The organism is Corynebacterium macginleyi (assembly GCF_003688935.1).
GTDB lineage: Bacteria > Actinomycetota > Actinomycetes > Mycobacteriales > Mycobacteriaceae > Corynebacterium > Corynebacterium macginleyi.
This window is the reverse complement of the sequence record NZ_REGE01000008.1, coordinates 15,167-36,326: the sequence shown is the minus strand read 5'-3', so window position 1 is coordinate 36,326 and position 21,160 is coordinate 15,167. Positions and strand designations below refer to the sequence as shown.

The window sequence follows — 21,160 nt, the reverse complement described above, 5'->3', positions numbered from 1 at the left end:
GATAGGCAGCATGACTGAAAAGAACGAACTTGCGCACATTGGCGTCGTCGGCCTAGCGGTAATGGGCTCCAACCTTGCCCGCAACTTTGCCCGCAATGACAATACCGTCGCCGTCTATAATCGCAGCCCAGAAAAGACCCATGCTCTCATTGAGGCCCACGGCGAGGAAGGACACTTTATTCCTTCCGAGTCCATTGCAGATTTCGTAGCTTCCTTAGAACGCCCCCGCAAGGCCATCATCATGGTGCAGGCAGGCAAAGCCACCGATGCGGTCATCGATCAGCTTGCTGGTGCCATGGATGACGGCGATATCATCATCGATGGCGGCAATGCGCTGTATACGGATACCATTCGCCGCGAACAGGAAGTGGCTGAGCGCGGTAAGCACTTCGTGGGTGCCGGCATTTCCGGCGGCGAGGAAGGCGCTTTGCACGGCCCATCCATCATGCCCGGTGGACCGTCCGAGTCATGGGAGACCCTGGGCCCCATCTTGGAGTCCATCGCTGCCGAGGTAGACGGCACCCCGTGCGTAACCCACATCGGCCCAGATGGCGCCGGCCACTTCGTCAAGATGGTCCACAACGGCATTGAGTACGCCGATATGCAGGTCATCGGCGAGGCCTACCAGCTGCTGCGCTACGGCGCAGGCATGGAGCCTGCCGAGATTGCGGAGGTTTTCAAGGAGTGGAACTCCGGCGACCTGGATTCTTACCTCATTGAAATCACAGCTGAGGTGCTCGCCCAGAAGGACCCGGAAACGGGCGCCCCGCTTGTCGATGTCATCGTAGACGCCGCCGGCCAAAAAGGCACCGGCCGCTGGACCGCCATCAACGGCCTCGAATTGGGCGTGCCGATTACCGGCATTGCCGAGTCCGTGTTTGCCCGTGCACTTTCTTCTTCCAGCCAGCAGCGCGCCGCAGCCCAAGAGAGCCAACTTCCGGCCGGCACGAACGCGGACTTCGACATCGACAAGGATGCCTTCATCGAAGACGTTCGCCGCGCCCTCTATGCCGCTAAGCTCATCGCCTACTCTCAGGGCTTCGATGAGATCAAGGCCGGTTCCGCGGAATTCGGCTGGGAAGTCGATCCGCGCGATCTGGCCACCATTTGGCGCGGCGGCTGCATCATCCGCGCCAAGTTCTTGGACCGCATCCGTGAGGCATTTGATAAAGACGCGAATCTTCCTGCACTGATTCTAGATCCCTACTTCAAGGGCGAATTGGAAGATCTCATCGAACCGTGGCGCCGCGTCGTCGTCGCTGCAACCCAGATGGGCCTGCCCGCTCCAGTCTTTGCCTCTTCGCTGTCGTACTACGACAGCCTCCGCGCCACGCGCCTACCCGCAGCGCTTATCCAGGCCCAGCGCGACTTCTTTGGTGCGCACACCTTCAAGCGCACTGATAAGCCTGGTGCCTTCCACATCGAGTGGTCCGGTGACCGCAGCCTGACGCAGACGGACTAAGCGCCTTAAACATAGGGGGACCTGCTCAGTGCAGGTCCCCCTAATCTGCTTTACCTTCCTCGACTTAGACTAAACCGAGCCAGGACCAGTATGTGGCCGAAAGCAGCAGGATGAGCAGGTACCCGACAATGGTCAGGGGTATACCGGAGCGAAGGAATTGCTTGGTGGTAAAGGCACCGGTGCCATAGGCCAGCATATTCTGCGGCGCCGAAACCGGAAGCAAGAATCCGAAGCAGATGACGAACTGCTGAATGACAACGAAGCCGATGCCGCCGTCGGGCACATCCAGTGTGGACGCCAAGGCAATAAAGACCGGGATGAGGGCGGAAGCCAGCGAAGTAGCTGAGGCAAAGCCCAAGTGGATGAGGATATTAAATAGCGATACCAGCGCAATCGTTGCAAGAATGGGTAGCGAGTCCAACCCCATCAACCCGAAGGTCTTTTCTGACAACCACGTGGCAGCACCCGTATCCAGCAGGAATGAACCGAGGGAAATGCCAATGGCAAAGACGATGAGGGTCCCCCAGCTCACGGACTTTTGCGCCTCTGGCCAGGTAAACACGCCGATCTTCGGCAACAGCATCAGGGCAATGGCCACCGCGGTAATAACGGCCGAGCTAATCGGGTGCAGCAGTCCCTCAGTGGCCCAGAAGAAGAGCAGGAGAACGGAAAATCCGATGAGCCTTTTCTCTTCGGATGAGGTGGGCCCGAGATCCTCTAGCTGCTTGGCGATGAGCTCTTTTCCTCCCTCGATGCGTTCCGTTTCCGGTTTGATGACGGCGCGCATGATGAAGTACAACGCCACCGACATCAGCATGGACCACGGCGCGGCCCAAACGAACCATTGCCCCCAAGAGACCGACTGCCCCATTTGTTCCTCAATAAATCCCACCGCGACAAGGTTTTGGGCGGCGGCGGTTTTAATGCCTACGTTCCAGATCGATACGGCCTGCGCTGCGGTAATGACGAGCAAGGCACCTAGTTTCGATTCATAGGACAGGCCGAAGGCCGCTACCATGCCGAGCAAAATGGGCACCACGGCGCCCGCACGCGCGGTGGCAGAGGGAACGAAAAACGCCAAAATGATGGCAATAGCAATGGCGCCGATAACAATGTGGGAGGTCTTCTCCCCTGCTACCTTCAGTACGTACAGGGCAATCCGCTTATGTAGGCCCGTAGCTTGCATCGCTCCGGCCAAGATCAGTGCTGCAGCCACGAGCGCTACCGCGGAGGAGGAAAATCCTGCCATCGCGACCTTGAGGGCGGTGGAGGTGCCATAGATGCCATCGGATTCCGGATCCGGCCCGAGCCCCAATAGCAAGGAAATAAGTCCGACGATCAACAGGGCGCTCACCGGATAGCTCACAGCTTCGGTGACCCACATGATCACTGCAAAGGCCAGCATCCCTAAAGCCACTTTGGCAGGCCAATCGAGCTCCGGAATCGGGCTGAGCAACACGGCCGCTAGGGCCGCGAAGGCCAGCGCGAACCACACGGCATCAAGGTTAAGCTTTTTCTTCTTAGTGGATTCTGTGGACTTCTGCGACATTGAGCCGGAAGAGGAATTTGCTGCAGATGCTTGTGCTCGAATTATGGGAAGACTCCTTAACAGTTCGTTGCGGCTATGGAATGGGCCGGTGAGTAGAGGAAAAATCTGTAGTGCTTGCCAGCATTGCCTACTACGTTAGGTAATCAGCAATGAAATACCTAAAGCAGCGGCCTATTCTTCCTATGGGATTTCTCACTGGTAACGAACCTCACCAATCATGGGCCGACCGATGCGGGTTTTTGCATGCCCACCCGTTAGAATTGCCCAACGATGACTACTTTTGCCCAACTCGGCTTACCTCAGCGCGTAGTGCACGTTTTGCACAACCAAGGAATCACAGAAGCGTTTCCCATCCAAGCTGCAGCCATCCCAGATGTACTCGCGGGCAAGGACGTACTCGGCCGCGGGCCTACCGGATCCGGAAAGACCTTCACCTTCGGGCTTCCCACCTTGGCTCGGTTGGCGGGCTCGGGTGCCTCCACTCCGGGCCGGCCCCGTGCGGTCGTCCTCGCCCCCACCCGCGAGTTGGCGTTGCAGATCCAGCAACGCCTTGATGAGCCCGCCGCCGCTGTGGGGCTTCGCGTCCTAGCGGTGGTAGGCGGCGTAAATATCAACCACCACATCCGTTCGTTGGCGCGTCCAGTGGACCTCCTCGTTGCCACGCCGGGGCGCGCCCTGGATCTCATTGCGCAAGGCAGGTTGTCCTTCGACAAGGTACAGATCACCACCCTGGATGAGGCGGACCAGATGGCCGATATGGGGTTTCTTCCTCAGGTGCGCAAGCTCCTGGGCTACACCCCGCCCAAAGGTCAGCGTTTGCTCTTTTCTGCAACCCTCGATGGGGACGTCAATAAGTTGGTCGAGCAATTCCTGCACGATCCCGTTGTCCATTCCACCGCTGCGGTCACCGCGGCGGTGGAATCGATGTCGCACCACCTGTTTCTCGTGGGCGATCGGCCTGCCCGCAACGAGGTGGTCATGCGCATCGCCGCACGTGCAGGCAAGACCATCATGTTCATGCGAACAAAACACGGTGTCGATAGGCAGGTAAAAAAGCTTAGGCGCGCCGGCATCAATGCCTATCCACTCCACGGGGATAAGGGCCAGGGCGCGCGCACCCGCGCTATTTCTGGCTTTGCCGACGGCACCATTCCTGTCCTCGTTGCCACCGATATTGCGGCACGTGGCATCGATATCGCAGAAGTCTCCCTCGTTGTCCACGTGGATCCTCCGGCAGAACACAAGGCCTACCTGCACCGCGCCGGACGTACGGCACGCGGCGGCGCCACAGGAACGGTAGTTACCCTAGCCACCGATGAACAGCGCTCAGAAGTAGCTACGCTCCTCAAAAAGGCCGGTGTGAGAGCTACCGAACACGATATTTCCCACCGCGACAACCCCGCCGGTGCTCCAGAGCTGCGCATGGTCACCGGCGCCCGCAAGCCACACGGACCGGCCCTTGCGCCGCCGGGCCAAGACGGTTCTACCGGCTCGGGGAAACAACAAATAAAGCAGTCCCCCAACCAGCAGAAACGACAGTTTAGTAGAGCCAGGCGGGGCAGGGGGCGGAGTCACTAGGCGCTAGCTCATTAGATAAGGAGGACGCGCGTGCAAGTTTTATCAATTGCCGAATGGACCGCTGACATGAACGAGCACGAGCGGCGGGCGGCGGACCGCCTGGAGAGGTTTCGGCATCCCGGTAGCTCTCATCCCGTCTTTGATTTTCTCTTTGAATACTACCCTGTCCGGCCGTCGCATCTAAAGCGCTGGCATCCGGGCATTGATACAGCGCTGCAGGGTAATGCACCGCAGGCGAGCTGGCGCGATTACCACGAAACCGGGGATGGCATCACCGTGGACGTGAAGTCCTTTATGCGACGGCGCGGTGTCTCCATCGACTTTATTTTGGACCTGTTGCGGCGCTCTTCCACCAACCCTGTACGCTTTGATTGCTTTGGCCTGCATGAATGGGCGATGGTCTACCACACCGATTCCCCGCGCCACGATCTACCTCTGCGCTTAGGCGCGGAAGGGACCAACAGGATCGTTGACACCCACTCGCTTAAGTGCACGCATTACGATGCATTTCGTTTCTTTACCCAGCCGGCGCGCGCGCTCAATCTCACGGTACTCAACCGAGAGGGCCAACCGGTCAACGATCAACCAGGCTGTGTGCATGTGACCATGGATCTCTATAAATGGGCGTGGAAGCTCGGCCCCTTAGCCCCGGGCGATCTCTTCCTCGACTGCCTGGATCTGGCTATTGATGCCCGCATCCTTGATATGGAGGCTTCTCCGTACGATTGCCGTCACTGGGGCCTTGGGGTAGTACCGATCGAAACACCCGAGGGAAAGGCGACGTATGTCAAGCGTCAACGGGGCCTCGCACAGCGGGCTCAGCCGCTGCGCGAGCGGCTTGTCGCAGTAATCGAAAGGGCTTATTCCCAGCTACACTAGATTGAACGTATCACGCGTCGGCTCGGCAGCATTTGGAGGAAGGCACTACATGGCTCGGCACTCAAACGGGAAAAACAGATTCGCAGTAGCCGGCTGGGTTATAGCGGTCGCCATCATCGCACTCTTTGCCGTCATCGCACCATTGGTGTTCCTGCTGCGTGGTGGAGATGATTCTGGCGCAACTAAAGCAGCAGATAGAGCATCCGAATCTCCTGTGGGAAGGATCAACGCGCCTTCCCCCGATCCTGCCATTACGGATGCCGATGCCCCGCAGCCTCCGCCAAGGAACGGCGCCAAAGAAGGTACGGATCTCTCTGGACCGGCTGCCTCCTCCACCGTAGAAATGGCGCCCAGTACCCTCCTGCTGGTTGATACTTCCGCGAATATGACCGCACTGTTTGAGGCAATGCAACAGGCATTATCTGACACCGCGGCAAAGCTAAGCTACAACAATGGTCAGGTTGCATTGTGGAACTATTCTTCTCCCATTTCGGAAGCTGCGACGGTGGGATACCGCGATAACCTCGGGTTCGGCGATGGCAGTGCGGTAACGGAAACACTCGCGGCCTTCGGCACCGGTGGCGTGCCGCAATCGCGCACCGCCACCATAGCTGCGCTGAATACCGCAGCGGATCAAGCCGCCAGTACCAACCAAAAAGCGCGCGTCGTCCTGGTCACTACCGGTACCGAACTTGACATGGACGATGTTCGCTTCACCGCCGCCCTTAACGGCGCGAAGTCAGACCAAGTCGAGCTATCCGTTGTCCACCTGGGCCCAGGCCCAATCGATGAAAAGTTGAAGAACGCTGCAGACTATTTCACCAGTGTCGATGGGGGCACACAGGAGCATCTTAACGCTGCGACGGATAAGGCTGCCGGGGTTTACCCGCAGGCCGATTAGGCGAAATCAATCGCTAGACCTTGCCATAAAAATTCTCCCTCCACCCCCGTGAGCTGGAGTTTTCTGGAGGGAGAAGTTACGGAAAGCTACTTAGGAACTCTTGCGGTTGCGGCGCGCGGCGAGCTCGTCCAAACCAACCACGTTGTCATCAGGCAACTCCTCGATGCGCTCAGCGGGGAAGGACGTAATTGTGCCCGACAATTCTTTCAAGATTCCCGGCACCGCGATACCGAAGACGCCTTGGCCGCCGGCGAGAAGGTCAATGACCTCATCATTAGAGCGGCACTCGTACACGGTGGAGCCGTCGGAGACGAGGGTGAGCTCCGCCAAGTCATTGACGCCGCGGTCATGCAACGATTCCACGGCCAAGCGGATGTTCTGCAGGGAAATTCCTGTATCGAGCAGGCGTTTGACAATCTTAAGGACCAAGACGTCCTTGAAAGAATATAAGCGCTGCGAACCCGAACCACGGGCGGTACGAACGGAAGGATTTACCAGGTTCGTGCGTGCCCAATAGTCCAACTGGCGGTAGGTAATGCCTGCCACTTGGCAAGCGATGGGTACGCGGTAGCCTACTTCTTCGTCCGGTCCCACATCAAAGAGGGATTCTTGGACATACTGGGACTCAGATTGAGTGTCCTTGGTGATGCTCACGTAATTACTCCAATGGTGTTTGTTGGAAGCTCTAAAGATTAATTAAATGCCAAGCTCGCACCCTCGTCAAGCGGTGCTGGCTTCACCTTCAAGTACAACTTTAGACTCTACAGACAACAATATCACCATTAGTCACACGCGTGTCATTATTTTTTGTTGTCGTCGTGCCCCGTGTGGAAATCGGATTCATCCATCCCAAGGCTGCGCATCATCTCTTCGAAATCGGCATCGGCCTGCGCGTTTCCAGATGCAGAGGTATCCTCCCTAGCAGAGGAGGCATCGCTGTCGTGCAGATCCTGCATGGGGGCCGGGAGTGTGAGGCCGAAGTACTCCTTGAGGTCCTCCTCGCTAACATAGACCGAAACCTGAGCCAAAAGCGCAGACTCGGCAACAATAGGTACCTTAAAGTACTCGGCGACCGCCAAAGCGTCGCTTAAACGGGCGTCGAAAACCTCACCGTGCGCTGTACGTATATCCACCATGAATATGCCGTGATGGTGGTTGACAATCTCGATAGATTCTACGCCACCTATAGACTCCACCACCTCGCAGAAGAGATCGCGAGTAGTGGGGCGGTTGTGGCGCTGGTCAGAAAAAACAGCGGCCAATTGAATCCCGTCGACGGCCGAGAGCCAGACTGGAATGAGGCGATTTTCCTCGGGCCAACGCAGCAATCCGCAGACATCGTCTTCTGGCCCAAGCTGGTGAATTCCGTGAAATTCAAGTGTTACATCACTCATAGTTACCACTTTCCCACATGAAAAGCGACGATGGTGAGTTAGGCATTAAATTCCTGGCGCAAATCCGTCTTTACCAAGGTGGCGTGCAAGGAAACGACTAGCGCCGTCATCTGCTGGGATAGCTCTTCTGCCTGTTGGTGTGCAGTTTCGGATTTTGAGTGCGCCACCGGAGCTGCGACCTGGGAGATCAAATCTGCTTGGCGGCGAGCGTTATTGCGCAAGGACTTCAACTGGCTGGCGCTAAACCCGAAAGCCTGCAATGCCACCGCGGCGGAGGCAATAGCCACGTCGTCAGTACTGAAAAACCCCGCAGCATCTGGCTTGATCAGCTTGTCCTTGATGAAGGAAGCGAGTTCCTCATCGGATGCCCCCGCCTGCTCTGCTACATCGGCATCGGTCAGACGCGTAACCGCGGGTGCTTTAAACTGCTGCGGGGACAGCAGGGTCTCTGCATTGCCAGTAGAAACAATGGCGGTGACCTGGCCGGAATCCATTGCTTCCAGCTGATCGCGGATGACCTTGAGCGGGGTGTAGTTATCCCGTTGGGTGGTCAAGATATAGCGCAGTCTATCCACGTCTTCTTGGGTAAACCGGCGGTAGCCAGAGGCAGTACGTTGCGGAGAAATCAGGCCCTCTGATTCGAGGAAGCGAATTTTGGACACAGTGACATCAGGGAATTGCTGATTCAGCTTTTCCAAAACCACGCCAATGGACATGGTCTTAGCTTGCTTCGTGTTCGGGCTCTTGCGGCGAGCGGACGCCGCCGCGGATTCTGCTGCGCTCACTGTGTCTTTCTCTTTAAAGGTGTCTCAGTAGTCGTTCAATATTAAAAGGAGACTTAACTGCCATAACCAACTCCGGCTAAACGGCATGTATTCCGCAGTTTTAGTCCTGCTTGGTGATGAATACGAGGCGGAATTTACCGATCTGAATCTCATCTCCCACTTCCAGCGCCTGCGAGTTGCGCGGCTCGCGGTTCACATAGGTTCCGTTCAAGGAACCCACATCTACGACCTCGAATTGTCCCTCCTCATTCTTGCGGAATTCAGCGTGACGGCGGGAGACCGTGACATCATCCAGGAAGATATCTGCCTCCGGGTGGCGCCCCGCCGTGGTGGTGTTCTGGTCCAGCAGGAAGCGGGCACCAGCGTTGGAGCCACGCTTGACGACGAGCAACGCCTGGCCATCCTCCAAGTGTTCCGTACCTACCGCAGAGGCCTCAGTTCCCTTGGTTCCATTTTCCATTTCTTTGAGCAGGTCAGCGCGGAATACAGAGGTGGTCTCTACCTGTGGTTCCGGGGTTCCGGTGTTCTCGCTCATTGTTACCTCCGGGGATTAGTTTTAAGTTACTTGTACCAATAATAGCGACTCTTCCGAGTCCATGATCTTTCAGTGGGCAATTATTTCACCGGAAAATATTTCCGATGCCGCTCAACACTGAATTTCCCTGCCCCGCAAGGGGGTTATCAGAGACCATATAGGTCCAGGTTGCACTGGGCCGGTTCAATCCAGAGTCTGCAAGGTGTGCCCCTGCGGTGTCAATAGGCACTTGTCTGAAGGTCTCTACTGCCTTATCAACCGCCCGCTGTGCCAGGTCCTTAAACTCGCGCACCGCAATGCGATGATACTCGTCGATCGGCGTCTCGCGCGCGATGGCGCGCAGGTGAATGGATTCGCGCACATCATCGAGTAACTCGAGGTGATCGGCCCAGCCCATATCGAGGTGATACAGCATTATCTCCCGTGCCGCCTGAATGAGCGTCGGCGTTGGGAGATCCGCAAGCCCACGTGCCCGCTCAGGCGCGCGCTTAGCTAGTTCCTGCCACCCCTGGTCCGTATCCAACAGCGCCGCACGACGCTTATCGATGATGATGCGCTGATCCGCCAAGAGCTGGTTATACTTCCAGGTCTGGGAGTGAATTTCTAGTAGCTGGCCCTCTGTTACCCGCTGGCAATGGGCCACAAAGTCCTGCACCCGCTTGGATTCTATGATCCCGCCCGGGCCAGGTTGTGCGCTCACCTTTTCCCCAGCACCACCTTGTTTCACCACATCGTCTTCCAGGGAGACGAAAAATAGAGCATATCCTGGGTCACCCTGGCGGCCTGCTCGTCCGCGCAGCTGGTTATCGAGCCGCGCGGTGCGGTGCCGGGAGGTTCCAATGACGGCAAGGCCGCCGCGCTCAGCCACCTCATCGTGGTCGGCCTCATCGGCGCCGCCGAGCTTGATGTCTGTACCGCGACCAGCCATTTGTGTTGAGACGGTTACTCGTCCTATATCACCGGCCTCGGCGACAATCTGCGCCTCTTCGCGGTCATTTTTGGCGTTGAGCACGTTGACGTCGATATCGCGATTGCGCAAGGCCTCCGCCAAATTCTCTGATTCCGCAACGTCCTGCGTTCCCACTAGTACTGGTTGCCCAGTATCGTGCAGGCGGGCAATCTCTTCGACGATGGCCGCAGACTTCTCCCCGATGGTGGCAAAAATGCGATCCTGCTCATCAAACCGCTGCAGTGGCTTATTCCGATCGATAACGGAGACGTGCAGGTCATAAAACTGCCGCAACTGGTCGGTGGCTTCTACCGCAGTGCCTGTCATGCCGCAGACCAGCGGGTACCGGCGCATGAGTTCTTGTAGGGTAATCGTATCGAGGATGCGTCCGCCCTCAGAGACTTCCAAGCCTTCTTTGGCCTCGACCGCAGCTTGCAGCCCGTCGGGCCAACGTTGTAGATCGGCGACGCGGCCGCGGGAGGCATCGATAAGCTGCAGCTTGCCCTCCACCACGATGTAATGAATATCGCGAATCAACAGCGCCTTTGCGTGTAGCGCCAAGTTGACCTTGACGAGGACGGTGCCGATATTGTCTTCCGAATAGAGGGAATCGATGCCGAGTTCTTGTTCCACGCGGGCTGCGCCGACATCGGTAAGCTGCACCGTGCGCCCATCATCCGAAACGACGTACTCGTGTTTGTCCCGCAGCCGGGATACCACATTGGTGATCTGCCCTGTGGGCGCTTCACCGGGACGATTTCCGGCCAGCACCAGCGGCACAAGGGCCTCGTCGACCAAGACGGAATCGGCCTCGTCTACCAAGGCGACATCGCCCGGAGCTTGCACCGTCTGTGCTCGTTCGGTGATCTGATTATCGCGCAGCAGGTCAAAACCCAGTTCATTGACGGGGGCATAAATAATATTCTGCGCATAAGCACATCGGCGCTCATCCGCACTCATGCCCTCCGTGACGGAGGCTACCTGCAGCCCAAAAAATTCCACAAACGGCCGCATCCACTCGGCATCGCGACTGGCCAGATAGTCATTGACCGTCACTACATGAACCCGCTTTCCGGTCAGCGCAAAACCCGTTGCGGCCATCGCGCCGACAAGTGTTTTGCCCTCACCGGTAGCCATCTGTATGACATCACCGCTAAGCAGGCGCAGCACCGCCTGTGATTGCACGGCAAACGGGTGCAACCCCAGGGAGCGCTCGCACGCTACAGCCAAAGCGCCCAGGAATTGCGCCTTGTCTGCGACTTCACCGCCGCGCACCGCATCGCGGGCTGCTTGGGCCACAGTAGCATCGTCACTCTTCGTGTATCGCTGCGCAGCGGAGCGAGCTTCATCCACGATGGCCTTGGATTTCTTATCGTTTCGCTCGCTTTGCGAGCCCATCGCTTTCCAGAACCAATCGAATGCTCCCACGACAATTCCTCCTTTAGGGGCTGGCTGCCTACGACTCTAGTCAACCTCATCTGGTTCGGGACTTATGGGGCCGTTATTGTAGGTGCCATGCAATCCGTCAATGTAAAGCTGCCGTCGAGCCTAGGAACCGAAATGGCAGGAACCATCGACTTACCTGACGCTCCGCCTCTTGCCTTTGCCATCTTCGCGCATTGTTTTGCCGGCTCACGCCATACCCCTGGCGCAGCCCGTACTTCGAAGCAATTAACGGCATTTGGGATCGCCACGTTGCGCTTTGATTTTCCCGGTTTAGGGCAATCAAAAGGCGAGTTTGCAGATACCACTTTTAATCAGAATGTTGACGATATTCGCGCCGCGGCGGAGTGGCTGGAAAAGCACTATTGCGCACCGCAAATGCTCATTGGCCACTCCCTAGGCGGCGCGGCAGTGCTCAAGGCTGCCACGGAAATGAAAAAGATTCGGGCCGTGGCCACCATTGGCGCCCCCTTCGATCCGGCGCACTCCGTGCTGCACTACGCGGATAAGATTGGTGAGTTCGACGCTAATGGTGAGGTCGAGGTCGTCTTGGGTGGCAGGACGCTAGCCATTTCCCGCAAATTCTTGGAGGATTTGGCAGAAACGAATCCGGAGGAATACCTGTCGCGGTTACGCAAGCCGCTCTTGTCGCTCCACTCCCCCATTGATCAAACGGTGGGCATTGACAATGCACAGAATATTTTCCGCATGACCCGCTATCCTAAGTCCCTCGTTTCCCTGGATAAGGCCGATCACCTACTCACCAAGCAGGGAACGGCGGCCCGCGCCGCTGATCTCATTGGTGCGTGGTCCCGGCAGTTTATTGTTCCTGACTACGAGCCCGAAGAGGTGGGCACGGATGCTGCTGTCGCTCGCCCGGCTACCGGCACCAAATTCGGCGTTGTGGTCCGTCACAATGACCACTGTGTTACCGCGGATCGCACCAGGAAAGAAGGCGGCAAAGGCAAGGATTTTACCGCAACCGGCCTGCTCATGTCGGCCTTGGCAGCTGCGTCCACCCAGGCCATCAAAGAAGCTGGTAAAAAGCTTGCGCTTGACGATGTCCACGTAACCATCACCCAAACCGGTACTGCCTCTTTCGAGCGCCGCATCGAACTAGCAGGTTCCCTGAGCGATTCCGATGTCGATGCACTGCGCTCCGCCGCGCGTGATACCGACATCGAGCGTATGGCCGCCGGCGCGGTCATCACCGATAGTGTGGAGTCCAAGTAATGGTTGCCCTGCATCCCATTGCCGATTCCTACCGCTGCCCCTGCACGAGCGGGCTGAGCTTTGGAGAATGCTGCGGCAAGTACCACGCAGGTAGCTCAGCGCCCACGGCCGAGGCGTTGATGCGGTCGCGGTTTAGCGCCTTCGTCAGCGGCGATGAGGACTACCTCCTGCGCACTTGGGACCCGGTGACTCGGCCTAGCGCAGTGCACTTGGCCGACTCCCCCATTCGTTTCTACCGCCTCGATATCCTCGATACCGAGCGCGGTGGCCTGGTAGATGATGAAGGCATCGTGGAATTTGAGGCTTTCTACAAGGGCGAAGCGGTAGGCTCTCAGCGGGAGCGATCGACTTTCCGGCGCCTTAATGGCGCATGGGTCTATTCCTCCGGACAATTTTAATGCAGGTCACGGGCTAGATTTCACTGTGGAATTATCCTGATGTAATCTAAGGCAGTCGCAACAAATAATGCGACGCCGGGCTATGGCGCAGTTTGGTAGCGCACTACACTGGGGGTGTAGGGGTCGCAGGTTCAAATCCTGTTAGCCCGACAAATTATCCCATGGCTATGGACTCAATTCCACGGCCGTGGGATTTCCTGTGTGCCTCGCCTACACCGCGAATAGGATGGCGAGACCTAACAAAATAAGTACCGTGGGGAATAAAACGCTCTCCCACTTCTCTAGTGCTTCTGCTACCGCTGGCCTTGTTGCCACGAACTTCGCCGCCGCTACTAGACCTGCGACCAAAACGAGGAATACGAAGCAGTACACCACAATGTCCGTGGCAGAAGACGTGGTAAATACCGGCAGGTACACACCGATATTATCGCCGCCATTGGCAAAGGTGACCCCAGCTACCGCAGCGATGCTGAGCTTCTTTCCAGAAACGTCATCGTCCTCTTCCCCGCGGAAGGCCTCCCAGGCCGCCCTGAGTCCAATGGCCAGGGGAATAAGCCCGAAAAAGCGTATCCAGTGTTCGGGGAGAATCGCGCTAAGTCCCAGGCCAAGTGCCACGGAGACCCCGAGTATCCCGAAAAATCCCAGGTATTGGCCCAATAGAATAGCTTTAGTTGTACCTTTCCTGCCCGCACCGCGGGCAAAGAATAGCGAGAGAATAACGATATCGTCAATATTGGTGACGATGAACAACGTGATTGCGGATACGAGAGTGGTAAGCACCTAAACATCTTAACGTACCCATTGATCACTATTGTCATGGAAAATCCGTGACACCGTGCCTGCTGTTTCTAGCCCGAACTCAGGGCTGGATTTAATCGGTGTAGGCAAAGGCTCAGCCCCGTCCGTGTGGCGAACGGGGCTGAGTAATATTCGTTTTCCTACTTAGATAGTAGGGTGCGAACTACTTGTTCTCGTCGTCACCGTCGGTGTTGGTGCCGAGCTTGTCATCAATGGCGTCGCGAGCCTTATCTACCTGGTCTGCCTTGTCTTCGCCCAGCTTGTCCTTGGCAAAGTCCTCGGCCTTGTCCAGGCCTTCCTTGGTAACTTCTTCGCCCTTTTCAGAGTTCAGTGCTTCCTTCGCCTTGTCAAAGATGCCCATTGCTAATCCTTTCGTTGTTTACTTCATCTAACGCTTGCCGTGCCCGGCAGCACCACCCACGATAACGACACCGCCGGGGCTTCGCCACCAAGAATAGGCAAAGGTTGCTCTACCGGGGATTCGTGTTTACAAAAGCAGGCACTGGGAAAATGATCCCACCTATGCGGTCGTAGAAAAGCCGAAAAGCCTGCTGACGCTGCGGAGGCGACGCCGCGACGCCGAGGAAGTCATGGGTGTAGATGGAATCTTCGATTACCCCCAAACCGATGCGCCTAATCACGCACCTCATCGCCGTGGGAGGGCGCGCGATACGTGGGTTTTCCCGGCTCTACCGCGCGATCTAGGTATCTCGAGTGCCGTCGGGCCTACCGGGAATACCGAAGAAATCCAAGACCCGGTCAGTAGCAAAGAATTTGCCAACTTCGTTGTTGTTATCCGCAGTACCGCCCGGCCACACATGGGAGCCGCCGCCGATGCGGATATGCTCCAGCGGGGCGGAGCAACCGGTCCAGTGCATATCGAGAGCATTATTGACCAAGCGGTGAGTTTCTACCTTCTCGGAGCATTCATTGCGCTTGCGGTCCTGCTCTAATACGAACTCGACCGAGAAATAGTTAGTCTCGTGCCGGGTACCGCCGTAATAGCTCACGATGGGGTCATCGGTGCCGTGCATATCAAGGCGCCCTACCGGTTCATGGGCACAATCTTTCAAAATATCTTCGTAATAAGCAGCAGAAATAGTGGCGACTGAGTAAAAGATCCCGGGCATCTGGCAGGCCAAGTAGGCGGCGAAGCCGCCGCCATTGGACATGCCGGTAGCAAAAAGCCGCGAATCGTCAACGTTGTAGGTTGCACGCAGGGAATCGAGAATATCGAGGACGAATTTCTTGTCCTCACTCCCTCTGGTTACCGCGTAAGGGGCGGGGCTCCACGCCTTGTTCTCGCCCGTGGGAAAGACGGTAATGGCTTGTGCGGCATCGAGGCGGGAATAGCCGCGCAAGCTTTCCGCTGACTGGCCCCACCCGTGAAAAGCCAACACCACGGGCCACTCTTTTTGCGCCGTATAATTTTCCGGCAGGCTAAGAATAAATGAGCGCCCGGACGACAGGTTGATCGTCATATGTGACCCCGGTTCTGGGCCACTAAGCGGCGCCGAAGTAGGAATCCCAAGCTGCGAGGCAGCAGAACCGTGCGACTGCGTACTTTTATTGACTACCGCCGCATCCGAGGCTTCCTCGTTATGTGCGCATGCCACACTCAGCACCACCACGCAGCACAAGACTGCGAAGCTCAATGTGGCGCGCACCGGCCTCCGGCTTATCATGTTCGTCCCTCCTGCCAAGCGGTCCATAACTGCTTATACCGGCCCCCATAATTTAGCAACTCTGGATGGCTACCTTGTTCTACCACCCGGCCTTTATCCATGACCACGATGACATCGGCGCGCGACGCCTGATCCAAACGGTGTGCAACCACCAAGACGGTTCTACCCTCCATCACCGATTCCGCGGCCGCCTCTAAGGATTCAGCACCCACCGAGCCTGCTTCCGCCGTAGCCTCGTCCAAGATGATGATACGCGGATCCAGCAACACGATTCGGGCAAGGGCCAATTGCTGCGCCGCCACCGGATCCAAGGGCATGCCCTGTGCACCCACGACGGTATCGAGGCCTGCCTCCAGATCGAAAAACCACTCAGCGTGCACTTGATCCAGCGCGTCGATCATTTCCGCATCGGTGGCCTGTGGCGCCGCGAGCGCAAGATCCTCGCGCAAACTTCCAGAAAAGACATGCACCTCTTGGGAGACGAGGGCAAGGCGTTGGCTACGTTCGGCATCAGAAAGCAGCGCAACCTCCACACCATCAACAAACACGGTGCCTTTATCTGGGACCCGCAAGCCCGCGAGCAACGCCGCCACGGTAGACTTCCCCGCCCCAGACGCCCCCACAAGGGCAACCGTTTCGCCCGGCTTAATCGCAAGGTTGAGTCCCTCGACGGCCCATGAACTATCGCCATAGCGAAAGGAAATATCCCGCATATCCACGCTGCCATCGCCTCGCGGCGCACCGCTATCCAGCACTGGCTCGGGTGGATCGATAACCACGCCCACGATGCGCGTCAGCGAGGCATATCCTGATTGTACCGTATCGAGCACGTGCATCAGCCCCATTAACGGCCCGCGCAGGCGAATGAGCAGCAACATCGCCGCGGTGACCGCGCCAACAGTAAGCGCGCTGGTCTGCACAACCCAAAAGCTCACCGCTAAACCGGTGCCCAATAAGACCAGCTCAATGCCGGTAAGGTGGGCCTGGAGCACCATCATCGTCCGGCGCGCATCATATCCCTTTTCCACCACACGCGTTGAAGCCGCACCGATTCGATCGCGCATCGTATTTTCCATGCGGAAGGCGCACACCGTATCCCTGCCGTGGATTGCCTCCAGAAGCCCGCGGGCTCTCTCGGCCATGGAGGCGCGCTCCTCGGCGTACCTGTGCGGGGCACGCCGCAGGTAATACCAACTAGCCCAAAAATACAGCGGCGCCACGACGATAATAACCACGAGGTATTGCCAATCCACCGTAAGTAGCGCCACTGCTGTTGAGGCAATGGCAAAAGCCGACTTTGCCAGCACGGGGACCGTCTCTGTTACCGCAGCGGATAGCTCCGCTACATCATCGGTAGAACGCGATACCAAGTCTCCGGTTCCAGCGTCCTCGACGCGGTGTGTGGGAAGGCCGAGTGCTGTAGAGACCATATTCTCGCGCAAGGACGCAATAACGCGTTCAGTTAGCTGGGACAAGACATAGAATCCCGCCGCCGATAACGCCGCAGAGACCGCCGCGGCCCCTACTAGCAGAACCCCGAGGAGGGCTATACTGGTGTGCGTCGTCACGGCATCAACAATCTTGCCAAGCAGGAGCGCAATGGTGACATTGGCCGCTGCCCCGGCTATCAACAACACCAGGGCAACAACGCTGCGCCGGCGCGCATGGGGGATAGCTGAAAGCTGCTGTGCTATAACCTCTCGGACCTGTGTCCACGTCGCGGTGGGAAAACGCATTAGGACTCCACCCCCACTGCATGCCACGCCGGCGCCGATGTATAGACGATGGTGGGTTTATCCTTCCGGTAATCCGCAACGCGGTGGGCTACCTCTTGCTCGGTAACGGAATCAACCGCTGTGGTGGGATCAGAAAGAATCAGTACCTCTGGATCCGCAGCAATCGCGCGAGCTAGGGCGACTCGTTGCTGCTGGCCGCCGGAGAGATTGTTTCCGCGCTCACCCACCGCACGGTTCAGCCCACCCGGAATATCCTCGCCCGCGGCCACCTCTAGTGCACGTGCGGCCGTGTCTGCATCCGGATGAATATTGTCTTGTACGGTCCCAGCAAACAGCATGACCTGGTGTGGCACGACCGTGAATTTTTCTCGGGGCAAGTCCCGCAGTTCTTCCGGAGCATGCCCATCAATAGCGGTTACTCCCGCCCGCAGCGCCGGCATGCGCGGTGCAGTATTTTCGGGCAGTCCGGGAGCTTTCAGCAGGCTTACTATTCGCTGCGTACTCGCCTGCGCCGCGGCCCACCGGGAAGCGATATTTCGGCCTAGCATGGTCATTGGAGTAATGATGAATTGGGTAAGGCCGATTACCGTAATGAGCTCGCCAATGCTCATCTGTCCCTCCAGCGCCAGGTAGCCGGCGGCAATACCGACGGCGACGACATAAATTGAGCCCAGTGCCTCGGTGGAAGCGTTTAATCCTGCCTGCGCCGCATTGGCCTCAACGGTTCGCTCGTAGGCGGCATCAGAATCAGCCGCATAGCGCCTGCGCACCGCACCGATCGCCCCGATCCCCTTAATAATGCGCAGACCATGCGCAATATCCGTCGCCGTCGCGCTAGCGCGGCCCAATGCCGCTTGTCTGATACCAGAACGCTTGCGTAACGGCCCCGCCGCCCGCAGCGATCCCCACACCACGATGGGGCCGCCGCATAAGATCGCCGCTCCTAGCGGCATATTGACCCGGCTGGTTATCACCGCAACATAGATGATGGACGTAATCTCTGCCACCGGAAATACCGTCATCAACACCGCTCTTTGTACGCGGGTCGCATCGGTTGACGCAATGGCCAATAACTCTCCGGGTGTGCGTTTCGGCCCGCCCATCCCCTTGGGGTCCAAAATCCGGTCCGTAATGGCCATACGCACGTCGTGGCCGATAACGAGCATGCTGCGCGCGTTGAGGCCACGACCGCACCACCCGGTGATCGTATTAACCGCGAAGGCCAGGACCAAAAGTGAAAGCCACCACGACAGTCGCCCGATTGATCCTTCCACCACCGCTTCATCGATGGTATGACCCACGATGACCGGTATTGTTCCATTGAGCACGAAGGAGATTGCGATGCACACAGCGGCGGGGATAGTCATCCCGGGCCTAGAGAAGACGGTTTTCAGCAACCACCGCGGATCTGATGGTTCTGGAAGTGTTGCCATAACAAATCATTCTAATTCCCGGTAGGTTAGATAGCCTATGCCGACTCGCCACCCCAACCCCCAGCATGTCCCCAGCTACCGCAATCCGTCTGCGAAGCAGAAACCTACCTTTGGCACCGACCCTCAGCGTACCCAGGCAGCGCGCGCCTTTCACCACGGTGCGCAAACCTATCAGGATGTCCGCCCCTATTACCCGGCTGAGGTTGCTGAGCTTATCGCTAGCGCCCACCGAGTTGCCGATATTGGCGCCGGCACCGGCAAACTTACGGAATCCCTCACCAACCCCCACGTGCTCGCGGTCGAACCGTCGGCGGATATGGCCCACGTTCTCCGACTCCGCCTAGACATTCCCATCATCCGCGCTACGGCCGAGCATACCGCGCTTGCCGATGCCTCACTCGATGCCGCCTGCCTCGCCCAAACTTGGCACTGGGTCGACGTTGCCGCCGCCTCGGCTGAGCTGGACCGTATTCTCGCGCCGGGCGGACGCGTCCTATTAGTGTGGAATACCCTCGACGTGCACGCGGATCCCTGGATCCTCCGTCTAAGCCGCATTATGCACTCTGGCGACGTGCATAGGCCCGGCTTCTATCCTGAATACACGGCACCCTGGACCTTAGACCGCGAGCTTCGGCTGAGTTGGTCCCACGAGCTCACCCCAGAACAGCTCCACCGGCTGATGCACACCCGTTCATACTGGCTAAGAAATAACGAGGCCATCCACCAGCGCATGACCCATAACCTGGACTGGTACCTCTACGAGTACATGGGCTTTTCTGCCGGGGAAAAACTGCAGATCCCGTACCGCACGGATGCGTTCGTGCTAGTACGGGAGGCGGACTCTATCTCTTAGGGCTGATTACAGGAGGACCTGAGCCAAGAGGGAGCCGATAACGCACGAGGTACATACTGATATCGCTCCGGGGATGATGAACGAGTGGTTGATAACGTACTTGCCAATGCGCGTCGTACCCGTGCGATCGAATCCGATGCAGGCCAAATCGGAAGGATACGTTGGCAAGATGAAGTAGCCATACGCTGCGCCGTAAAAACCAACGATGACCGCCGGGTCAATGCCCAATTGCAAGCCAATGGGGGCAATTGCTACCAGTGCAGCAGCCTGTGAATTTACCAACTTGGACACAACTACCAATACGACGGCGTACGTCCATGGAGCCGCCTCGACGACAGAACCCAGGTTCGTCTCCAGTGCATCGATGTGGGATTGGAAGAACGTATCTGCCATCCACGCCACACCAAAGACGGAAAATACGGCTGTCATGCCGGCCTTGAATACTGCAGTAGACGCAATCTTTTTAGTATCCACCTTGCAGCTAAGAAGGATGATGGCACCAGCAACGAGCATGACCATCTGGATCACTAAGTTCATTGATACTGGGCTAAGCTCGCCGTCATCACCAGGAACCAATGGGCGCAGGAATTCGAAGGCACCGAGGAGTACCACGCAAGCAATAGCGACAAGGAAAACGATTACTGAGCGTTTAGCTTCGCGGGAAAATTCCTTGCCAATGAGTGAATCGGCGCTTTCCTCGATGTGCGCGGCAAACTCTGGGTCTTTCATACGCTCTTGGAAAACTGGATCCTTGTCCAGATCCTTCCCGCGACGCAGCGACCATAACGCGGCAAGGAGAACACCGCACAAGGACGCGGGTAGTGCCACCGTTAGAATCTGCGGAATCGAATAAGCCTTATCGATAGCTCCAACATTTTCGGCAAGGATTGATGCGAGGGAAACGGTAGCCACGGACACCGGTGAAGCAGTAATACCCATCTGCGCCGAAGTCGAAGCCACGGCCATCGGACGCTCAGGGCGGATTCCCTTTTTGAGCGCGATGTCTTCAATAATCGGAAACATGGTGTAGACGACGTGACCAGTGCCGCACAGTACGGTAAGAAACCAGGTAGTCAGTGGCGCCAAAATGGTGATGCGCTCTGGATGAGCCCGCAAAAACTTCTCCGCATGCTGCATCATAACTTCCAAACCTCGTGCTTGTTGCAGTGTGGCTGCACAGCCGATAACAGCAACAATCGTCAGCATCACCGAGACGGGGGGCTCACCCGGTGCCAAACCAAACACGAAGACCATGAGCATTAAGCCGATGCCGGAAATTAATCCGAGGCCGATCCCGCCGTAACGGGTGCCCAGTAACAAAGCACTTAAAATAATTACGACTTGAAGGACGATCGCCAGGATTGAATCCGGGGCAATCACATTCGCTAGCATGTCATGCCTTTCGAACAGAAAGTAAATGGTTGACAAATTTTATACTATTGGCGCCATAGTACTTTCACCGAAGCGAAAAGAAGAGCGAAGTGTCACACCCGGGCCAATGACACTTTTGCCCTTCTAAGTGGTAAAATGCGGGCTGTTTGGACCATTA

At 57.3% G+C, this 21,160-nt stretch carries 19 protein-coding genes and 1 tRNA gene; 8 read left to right on the top strand and 12 right to left on the bottom strand.

Annotated elements, in window-relative coordinates; translation table 11 throughout:
* The first annotated feature begins 10 nt into the window (after window positions 1-10).
* A complete protein-coding gene (gene gndA / locus D9V82_RS06915; RefSeq protein WP_121911687.1) occupies window positions 11-1,462 on the top strand; it encodes an NADP-dependent phosphogluconate dehydrogenase in 1,452 nt (483 codons plus the stop codon).
* A 64-nt stretch (window positions 1,463-1,526) separates the two neighbouring features.
* On the opposite strand, the gene D9V82_RS06910 is transcribed toward gndA, so the two are convergent.
* Complete coding sequence (locus D9V82_RS06910) at window positions 1,527-3,011, bottom strand: SLC13 family permease (RefSeq protein ID WP_234457655.1); 1,485 nt, start codon at window positions 3,009-3,011, stop codon at window positions 1,527-1,529.
* A 270-nt stretch (window positions 3,012-3,281) separates the two neighbouring features.
* On the opposite strand from D9V82_RS06910, the gene D9V82_RS06905 reads away from it, so the two are divergent.
* The 3 genes from D9V82_RS06905 (at window position 3,282) to D9V82_RS06895 (ending at window position 6,369) form a co-directional block, all read left to right on the top strand.
* The gene (locus D9V82_RS06905) at window positions 3,282-4,589 is read left to right on the top strand and encodes a DEAD/DEAH box helicase (protein WP_121911685.1); all 1,308 of its coding nucleotides are present in this window, start codon (window positions 3,282-3,284) and stop codon (window positions 4,587-4,589) included.
* A gap of 66 nt (window positions 4,590-4,655) precedes the next feature.
* The gene (locus D9V82_RS06900) at window positions 4,656-5,468 is read left to right on the top strand and encodes a 3-methyladenine DNA glycosylase (RefSeq protein ID WP_234456485.1); all 813 of its coding nucleotides are present in this window, start codon (window positions 4,656-4,658) and stop codon (window positions 5,466-5,468) included.
* Between the two features lie 49 nt (window positions 5,469-5,517).
* Window positions 5,518-6,369 carry a vWA domain-containing protein gene (locus tag D9V82_RS06895; RefSeq protein ID WP_121911683.1) on the top strand — a complete coding sequence of 284 codons (852 nt, stop codon included), beginning with the start codon at window positions 5,518-5,520 and terminating at the stop codon, window positions 6,367-6,369.
* Window positions 6,370-6,459: 90 nt separating this feature from the next.
* Here the strand turns inward: D9V82_RS06895 and D9V82_RS06890 are convergent, their stop codons facing one another.
* The 5 genes from D9V82_RS06890 to secA2 form a co-directional block, all read right to left on the bottom strand.
* On the bottom strand, window positions 6,460-7,023 hold the full coding sequence (locus D9V82_RS06890; protein WP_121911682.1) for a MerR family transcriptional regulator: 564 nt from the start codon (window positions 7,021-7,023) through the stop codon (window positions 6,460-6,462).
* A 146-nt stretch (window positions 7,024-7,169) separates the two neighbouring features.
* Window positions 7,170-7,763 (bottom strand): bifunctional nuclease family protein, encoded by a 594-nt coding sequence (locus D9V82_RS06885; protein ID WP_121911681.1) that lies wholly within the window; start codon window positions 7,761-7,763, stop codon window positions 7,170-7,172.
* 38 nt (window positions 7,764-7,801) lie between these two features.
* Window positions 7,802-8,548 carry a transcriptional regulator FtsR gene (ftsR, locus tag D9V82_RS06880; protein ID WP_167449748.1) on the bottom strand — a complete coding sequence of 249 codons (747 nt, stop codon included), beginning with the start codon at window positions 8,546-8,548 and terminating at the stop codon, window positions 7,802-7,804.
* Window positions 8,549-8,648: 100 nt separating this feature from the next.
* Entirely contained in the window at window positions 8,649-9,083 is a 435-nt protein-coding gene (odhI, locus tag D9V82_RS06875) for an oxoglutarate dehydrogenase inhibitor Odhl (RefSeq protein WP_121911680.1), read from the bottom strand.
* Between the two features lie 85 nt (window positions 9,084-9,168).
* Entirely contained in the window at window positions 9,169-11,460 is a 2,292-nt protein-coding gene (gene secA2, locus D9V82_RS06870) for an accessory Sec system translocase SecA2 (RefSeq protein ID WP_121911679.1), read from the bottom strand.
* A gap of 87 nt (window positions 11,461-11,547) precedes the next feature.
* Between secA2 and D9V82_RS06865 the strand changes: the two genes are divergently transcribed.
* From D9V82_RS06865 to D9V82_RS06855, 3 genes are all read left to right on the top strand, one after another.
* Window positions 11,548-12,708 carry a bifunctional alpha/beta hydrolase/OsmC family protein gene (locus D9V82_RS06865; RefSeq protein ID WP_121911678.1) on the top strand — a complete coding sequence of 387 codons (1,161 nt, stop codon included), beginning with the start codon at window positions 11,548-11,550 and terminating at the stop codon, window positions 12,706-12,708.
* Window positions 12,708-13,106 carry a YchJ family protein gene (locus D9V82_RS06860; RefSeq protein WP_121911677.1) on the top strand — a complete coding sequence of 133 codons (399 nt, stop codon included), beginning with the start codon at window positions 12,708-12,710 and terminating at the stop codon, window positions 13,104-13,106. The genes D9V82_RS06865 and D9V82_RS06860 overlap by 1 nt, the downstream gene beginning before the upstream one ends.
* A 76-nt stretch (window positions 13,107-13,182) precedes the next feature.
* Window positions 13,183-13,256 (top strand) — tRNA-Pro (locus tag D9V82_RS06855).
* Window positions 13,257-13,316: 60 nt separating this feature from the next.
* Here the strand turns inward: D9V82_RS06855 and D9V82_RS06850 are convergent.
* The 5 genes from D9V82_RS06850 to D9V82_RS06830 all read right to left on the bottom strand — a co-directional run bounded on the left by D9V82_RS06850 (window position 13,317) and on the right by D9V82_RS06830 (window position 18,758).
* Window positions 13,317-13,886, bottom strand: coding sequence for a cadmium resistance transporter (locus D9V82_RS06850; protein WP_121911676.1), 570 nt, complete (start codon window positions 13,884-13,886; stop codon window positions 13,317-13,319).
* A 181-nt stretch (window positions 13,887-14,067) separates the two neighbouring features.
* Window positions 14,068-14,265, bottom strand: coding sequence for an antitoxin (locus D9V82_RS06845; protein ID WP_121911675.1), 198 nt, complete (start codon window positions 14,263-14,265; stop codon window positions 14,068-14,070).
* Between the two features lie 340 nt (window positions 14,266-14,605).
* Window positions 14,606-15,589, bottom strand: a complete 984-nt coding sequence (locus D9V82_RS06840; RefSeq protein WP_234457654.1) for a CE1 family esterase — start codon at window positions 15,587-15,589, stop codon at window positions 14,606-14,608.
* The gene (locus D9V82_RS06835) at window positions 15,586-17,325 is read right to left on the bottom strand and encodes an ABC transporter ATP-binding protein (RefSeq protein ID WP_121911674.1); all 1,740 of its coding nucleotides are present in this window, start codon (window positions 17,323-17,325) and stop codon (window positions 15,586-15,588) included. The genes D9V82_RS06840 and D9V82_RS06835 overlap by 4 nt, the downstream gene beginning before the upstream one ends.
* Window positions 17,325-18,758 carry an ABC transporter transmembrane domain-containing protein gene (locus D9V82_RS06830; protein ID WP_121911673.1) on the bottom strand — a complete coding sequence of 478 codons (1,434 nt, stop codon included), beginning with the start codon at window positions 18,756-18,758 and terminating at the stop codon, window positions 17,325-17,327. Before D9V82_RS06830 ends, D9V82_RS06835 begins: the two co-directional genes overlap by 1 nt.
* 37 nt (window positions 18,759-18,795) lie before the next feature.
* Here D9V82_RS06830 and D9V82_RS06825 point away from each other — a divergent pair, with 37 nt between their 5' ends.
* On the top strand, window positions 18,796-19,611 hold the full coding sequence (locus D9V82_RS06825; protein ID WP_121911672.1) for a class I SAM-dependent methyltransferase: 816 nt from the start codon (window positions 18,796-18,798) through the stop codon (window positions 19,609-19,611).
* Between the two features lie 6 nt (window positions 19,612-19,617).
* Here the strand turns inward: D9V82_RS06825 and D9V82_RS06820 are convergent, their stop codons facing one another.
* Complete coding sequence (locus D9V82_RS06820; RefSeq protein WP_121911671.1) at window positions 19,618-21,003, bottom strand: anaerobic C4-dicarboxylate transporter; 1,386 nt, start codon at window positions 21,001-21,003, stop codon at window positions 19,618-19,620.
* Window positions 21,004-21,160 lie beyond the last annotated feature (157 nt).

Excerpts from the sequence above, each read along its gene's own strand:
- gndA (WP_121911687.1), top strand. The coding sequence starts at position 11 with ATGACTGAAAAGAACGAACTTGCGCACATTGGCGTCGTCGGCCTAGCG.
- D9V82_RS06910 (WP_234457655.1), bottom strand. The coding sequence starts at position 3,011 with ATGTCGCAGAAGTCCACAGAATCCACTAAGAAGAAAAAGCTTAACCTT.
- D9V82_RS06905 (WP_121911685.1), top strand. The coding sequence starts at position 3,282 with ATGACTACTTTTGCCCAACTCGGCTTACCTCAGCGCGTAGTGCACGTT.
- D9V82_RS06900 (WP_234456485.1), top strand. The coding sequence starts at position 4,656 with ATGAACGAGCACGAGCGGCGGGCGGCGGACCGCCTGGAGAGGTTTCGG.
- D9V82_RS06895 (WP_121911683.1), top strand. The coding sequence starts at position 5,518 with ATGGCTCGGCACTCAAACGGGAAAAACAGATTCGCAGTAGCCGGCTGG.
- D9V82_RS06885 (WP_121911681.1), bottom strand. The coding sequence starts at position 7,763 with ATGAGTGATGTAACACTTGAATTTCACGGAATTCACCAGCTTGGGCCA.
- odhI (WP_121911680.1), bottom strand. The coding sequence starts at position 9,083 with ATGAGCGAGAACACCGGAACCCCGGAACCACAGGTAGAGACCACCTCT.
- D9V82_RS06865 (WP_121911678.1), top strand. The coding sequence starts at position 11,548 with ATGCAATCCGTCAATGTAAAGCTGCCGTCGAGCCTAGGAACCGAAATG.
- D9V82_RS06860 (WP_121911677.1), top strand. The coding sequence starts at position 12,708 with ATGGTTGCCCTGCATCCCATTGCCGATTCCTACCGCTGCCCCTGCACG.
- D9V82_RS06845 (WP_121911675.1), bottom strand. The coding sequence starts at position 14,265 with ATGGGCATCTTTGACAAGGCGAAGGAAGCACTGAACTCTGAAAAGGGC.
- D9V82_RS06840 (WP_234457654.1), bottom strand. The coding sequence starts at position 15,589 with ATGATAAGCCGGAGGCCGGTGCGCGCCACATTGAGCTTCGCAGTCTTG.
- D9V82_RS06835 (WP_121911674.1), bottom strand. The coding sequence starts at position 17,325 with ATGCGTTTTCCCACCGCGACGTGGACACAGGTCCGAGAGGTTATAGCA.
- D9V82_RS06830 (WP_121911673.1), bottom strand. The coding sequence starts at position 18,758 with ATGGCAACACTTCCAGAACCATCAGATCCGCGGTGGTTGCTGAAAACC.
- D9V82_RS06825 (WP_121911672.1), top strand. The coding sequence starts at position 18,796 with ATGCCGACTCGCCACCCCAACCCCCAGCATGTCCCCAGCTACCGCAAT.
- D9V82_RS06820 (WP_121911671.1), bottom strand. The coding sequence starts at position 21,003 with ATGCTAGCGAATGTGATTGCCCCGGATTCAATCCTGGCGATCGTCCTT.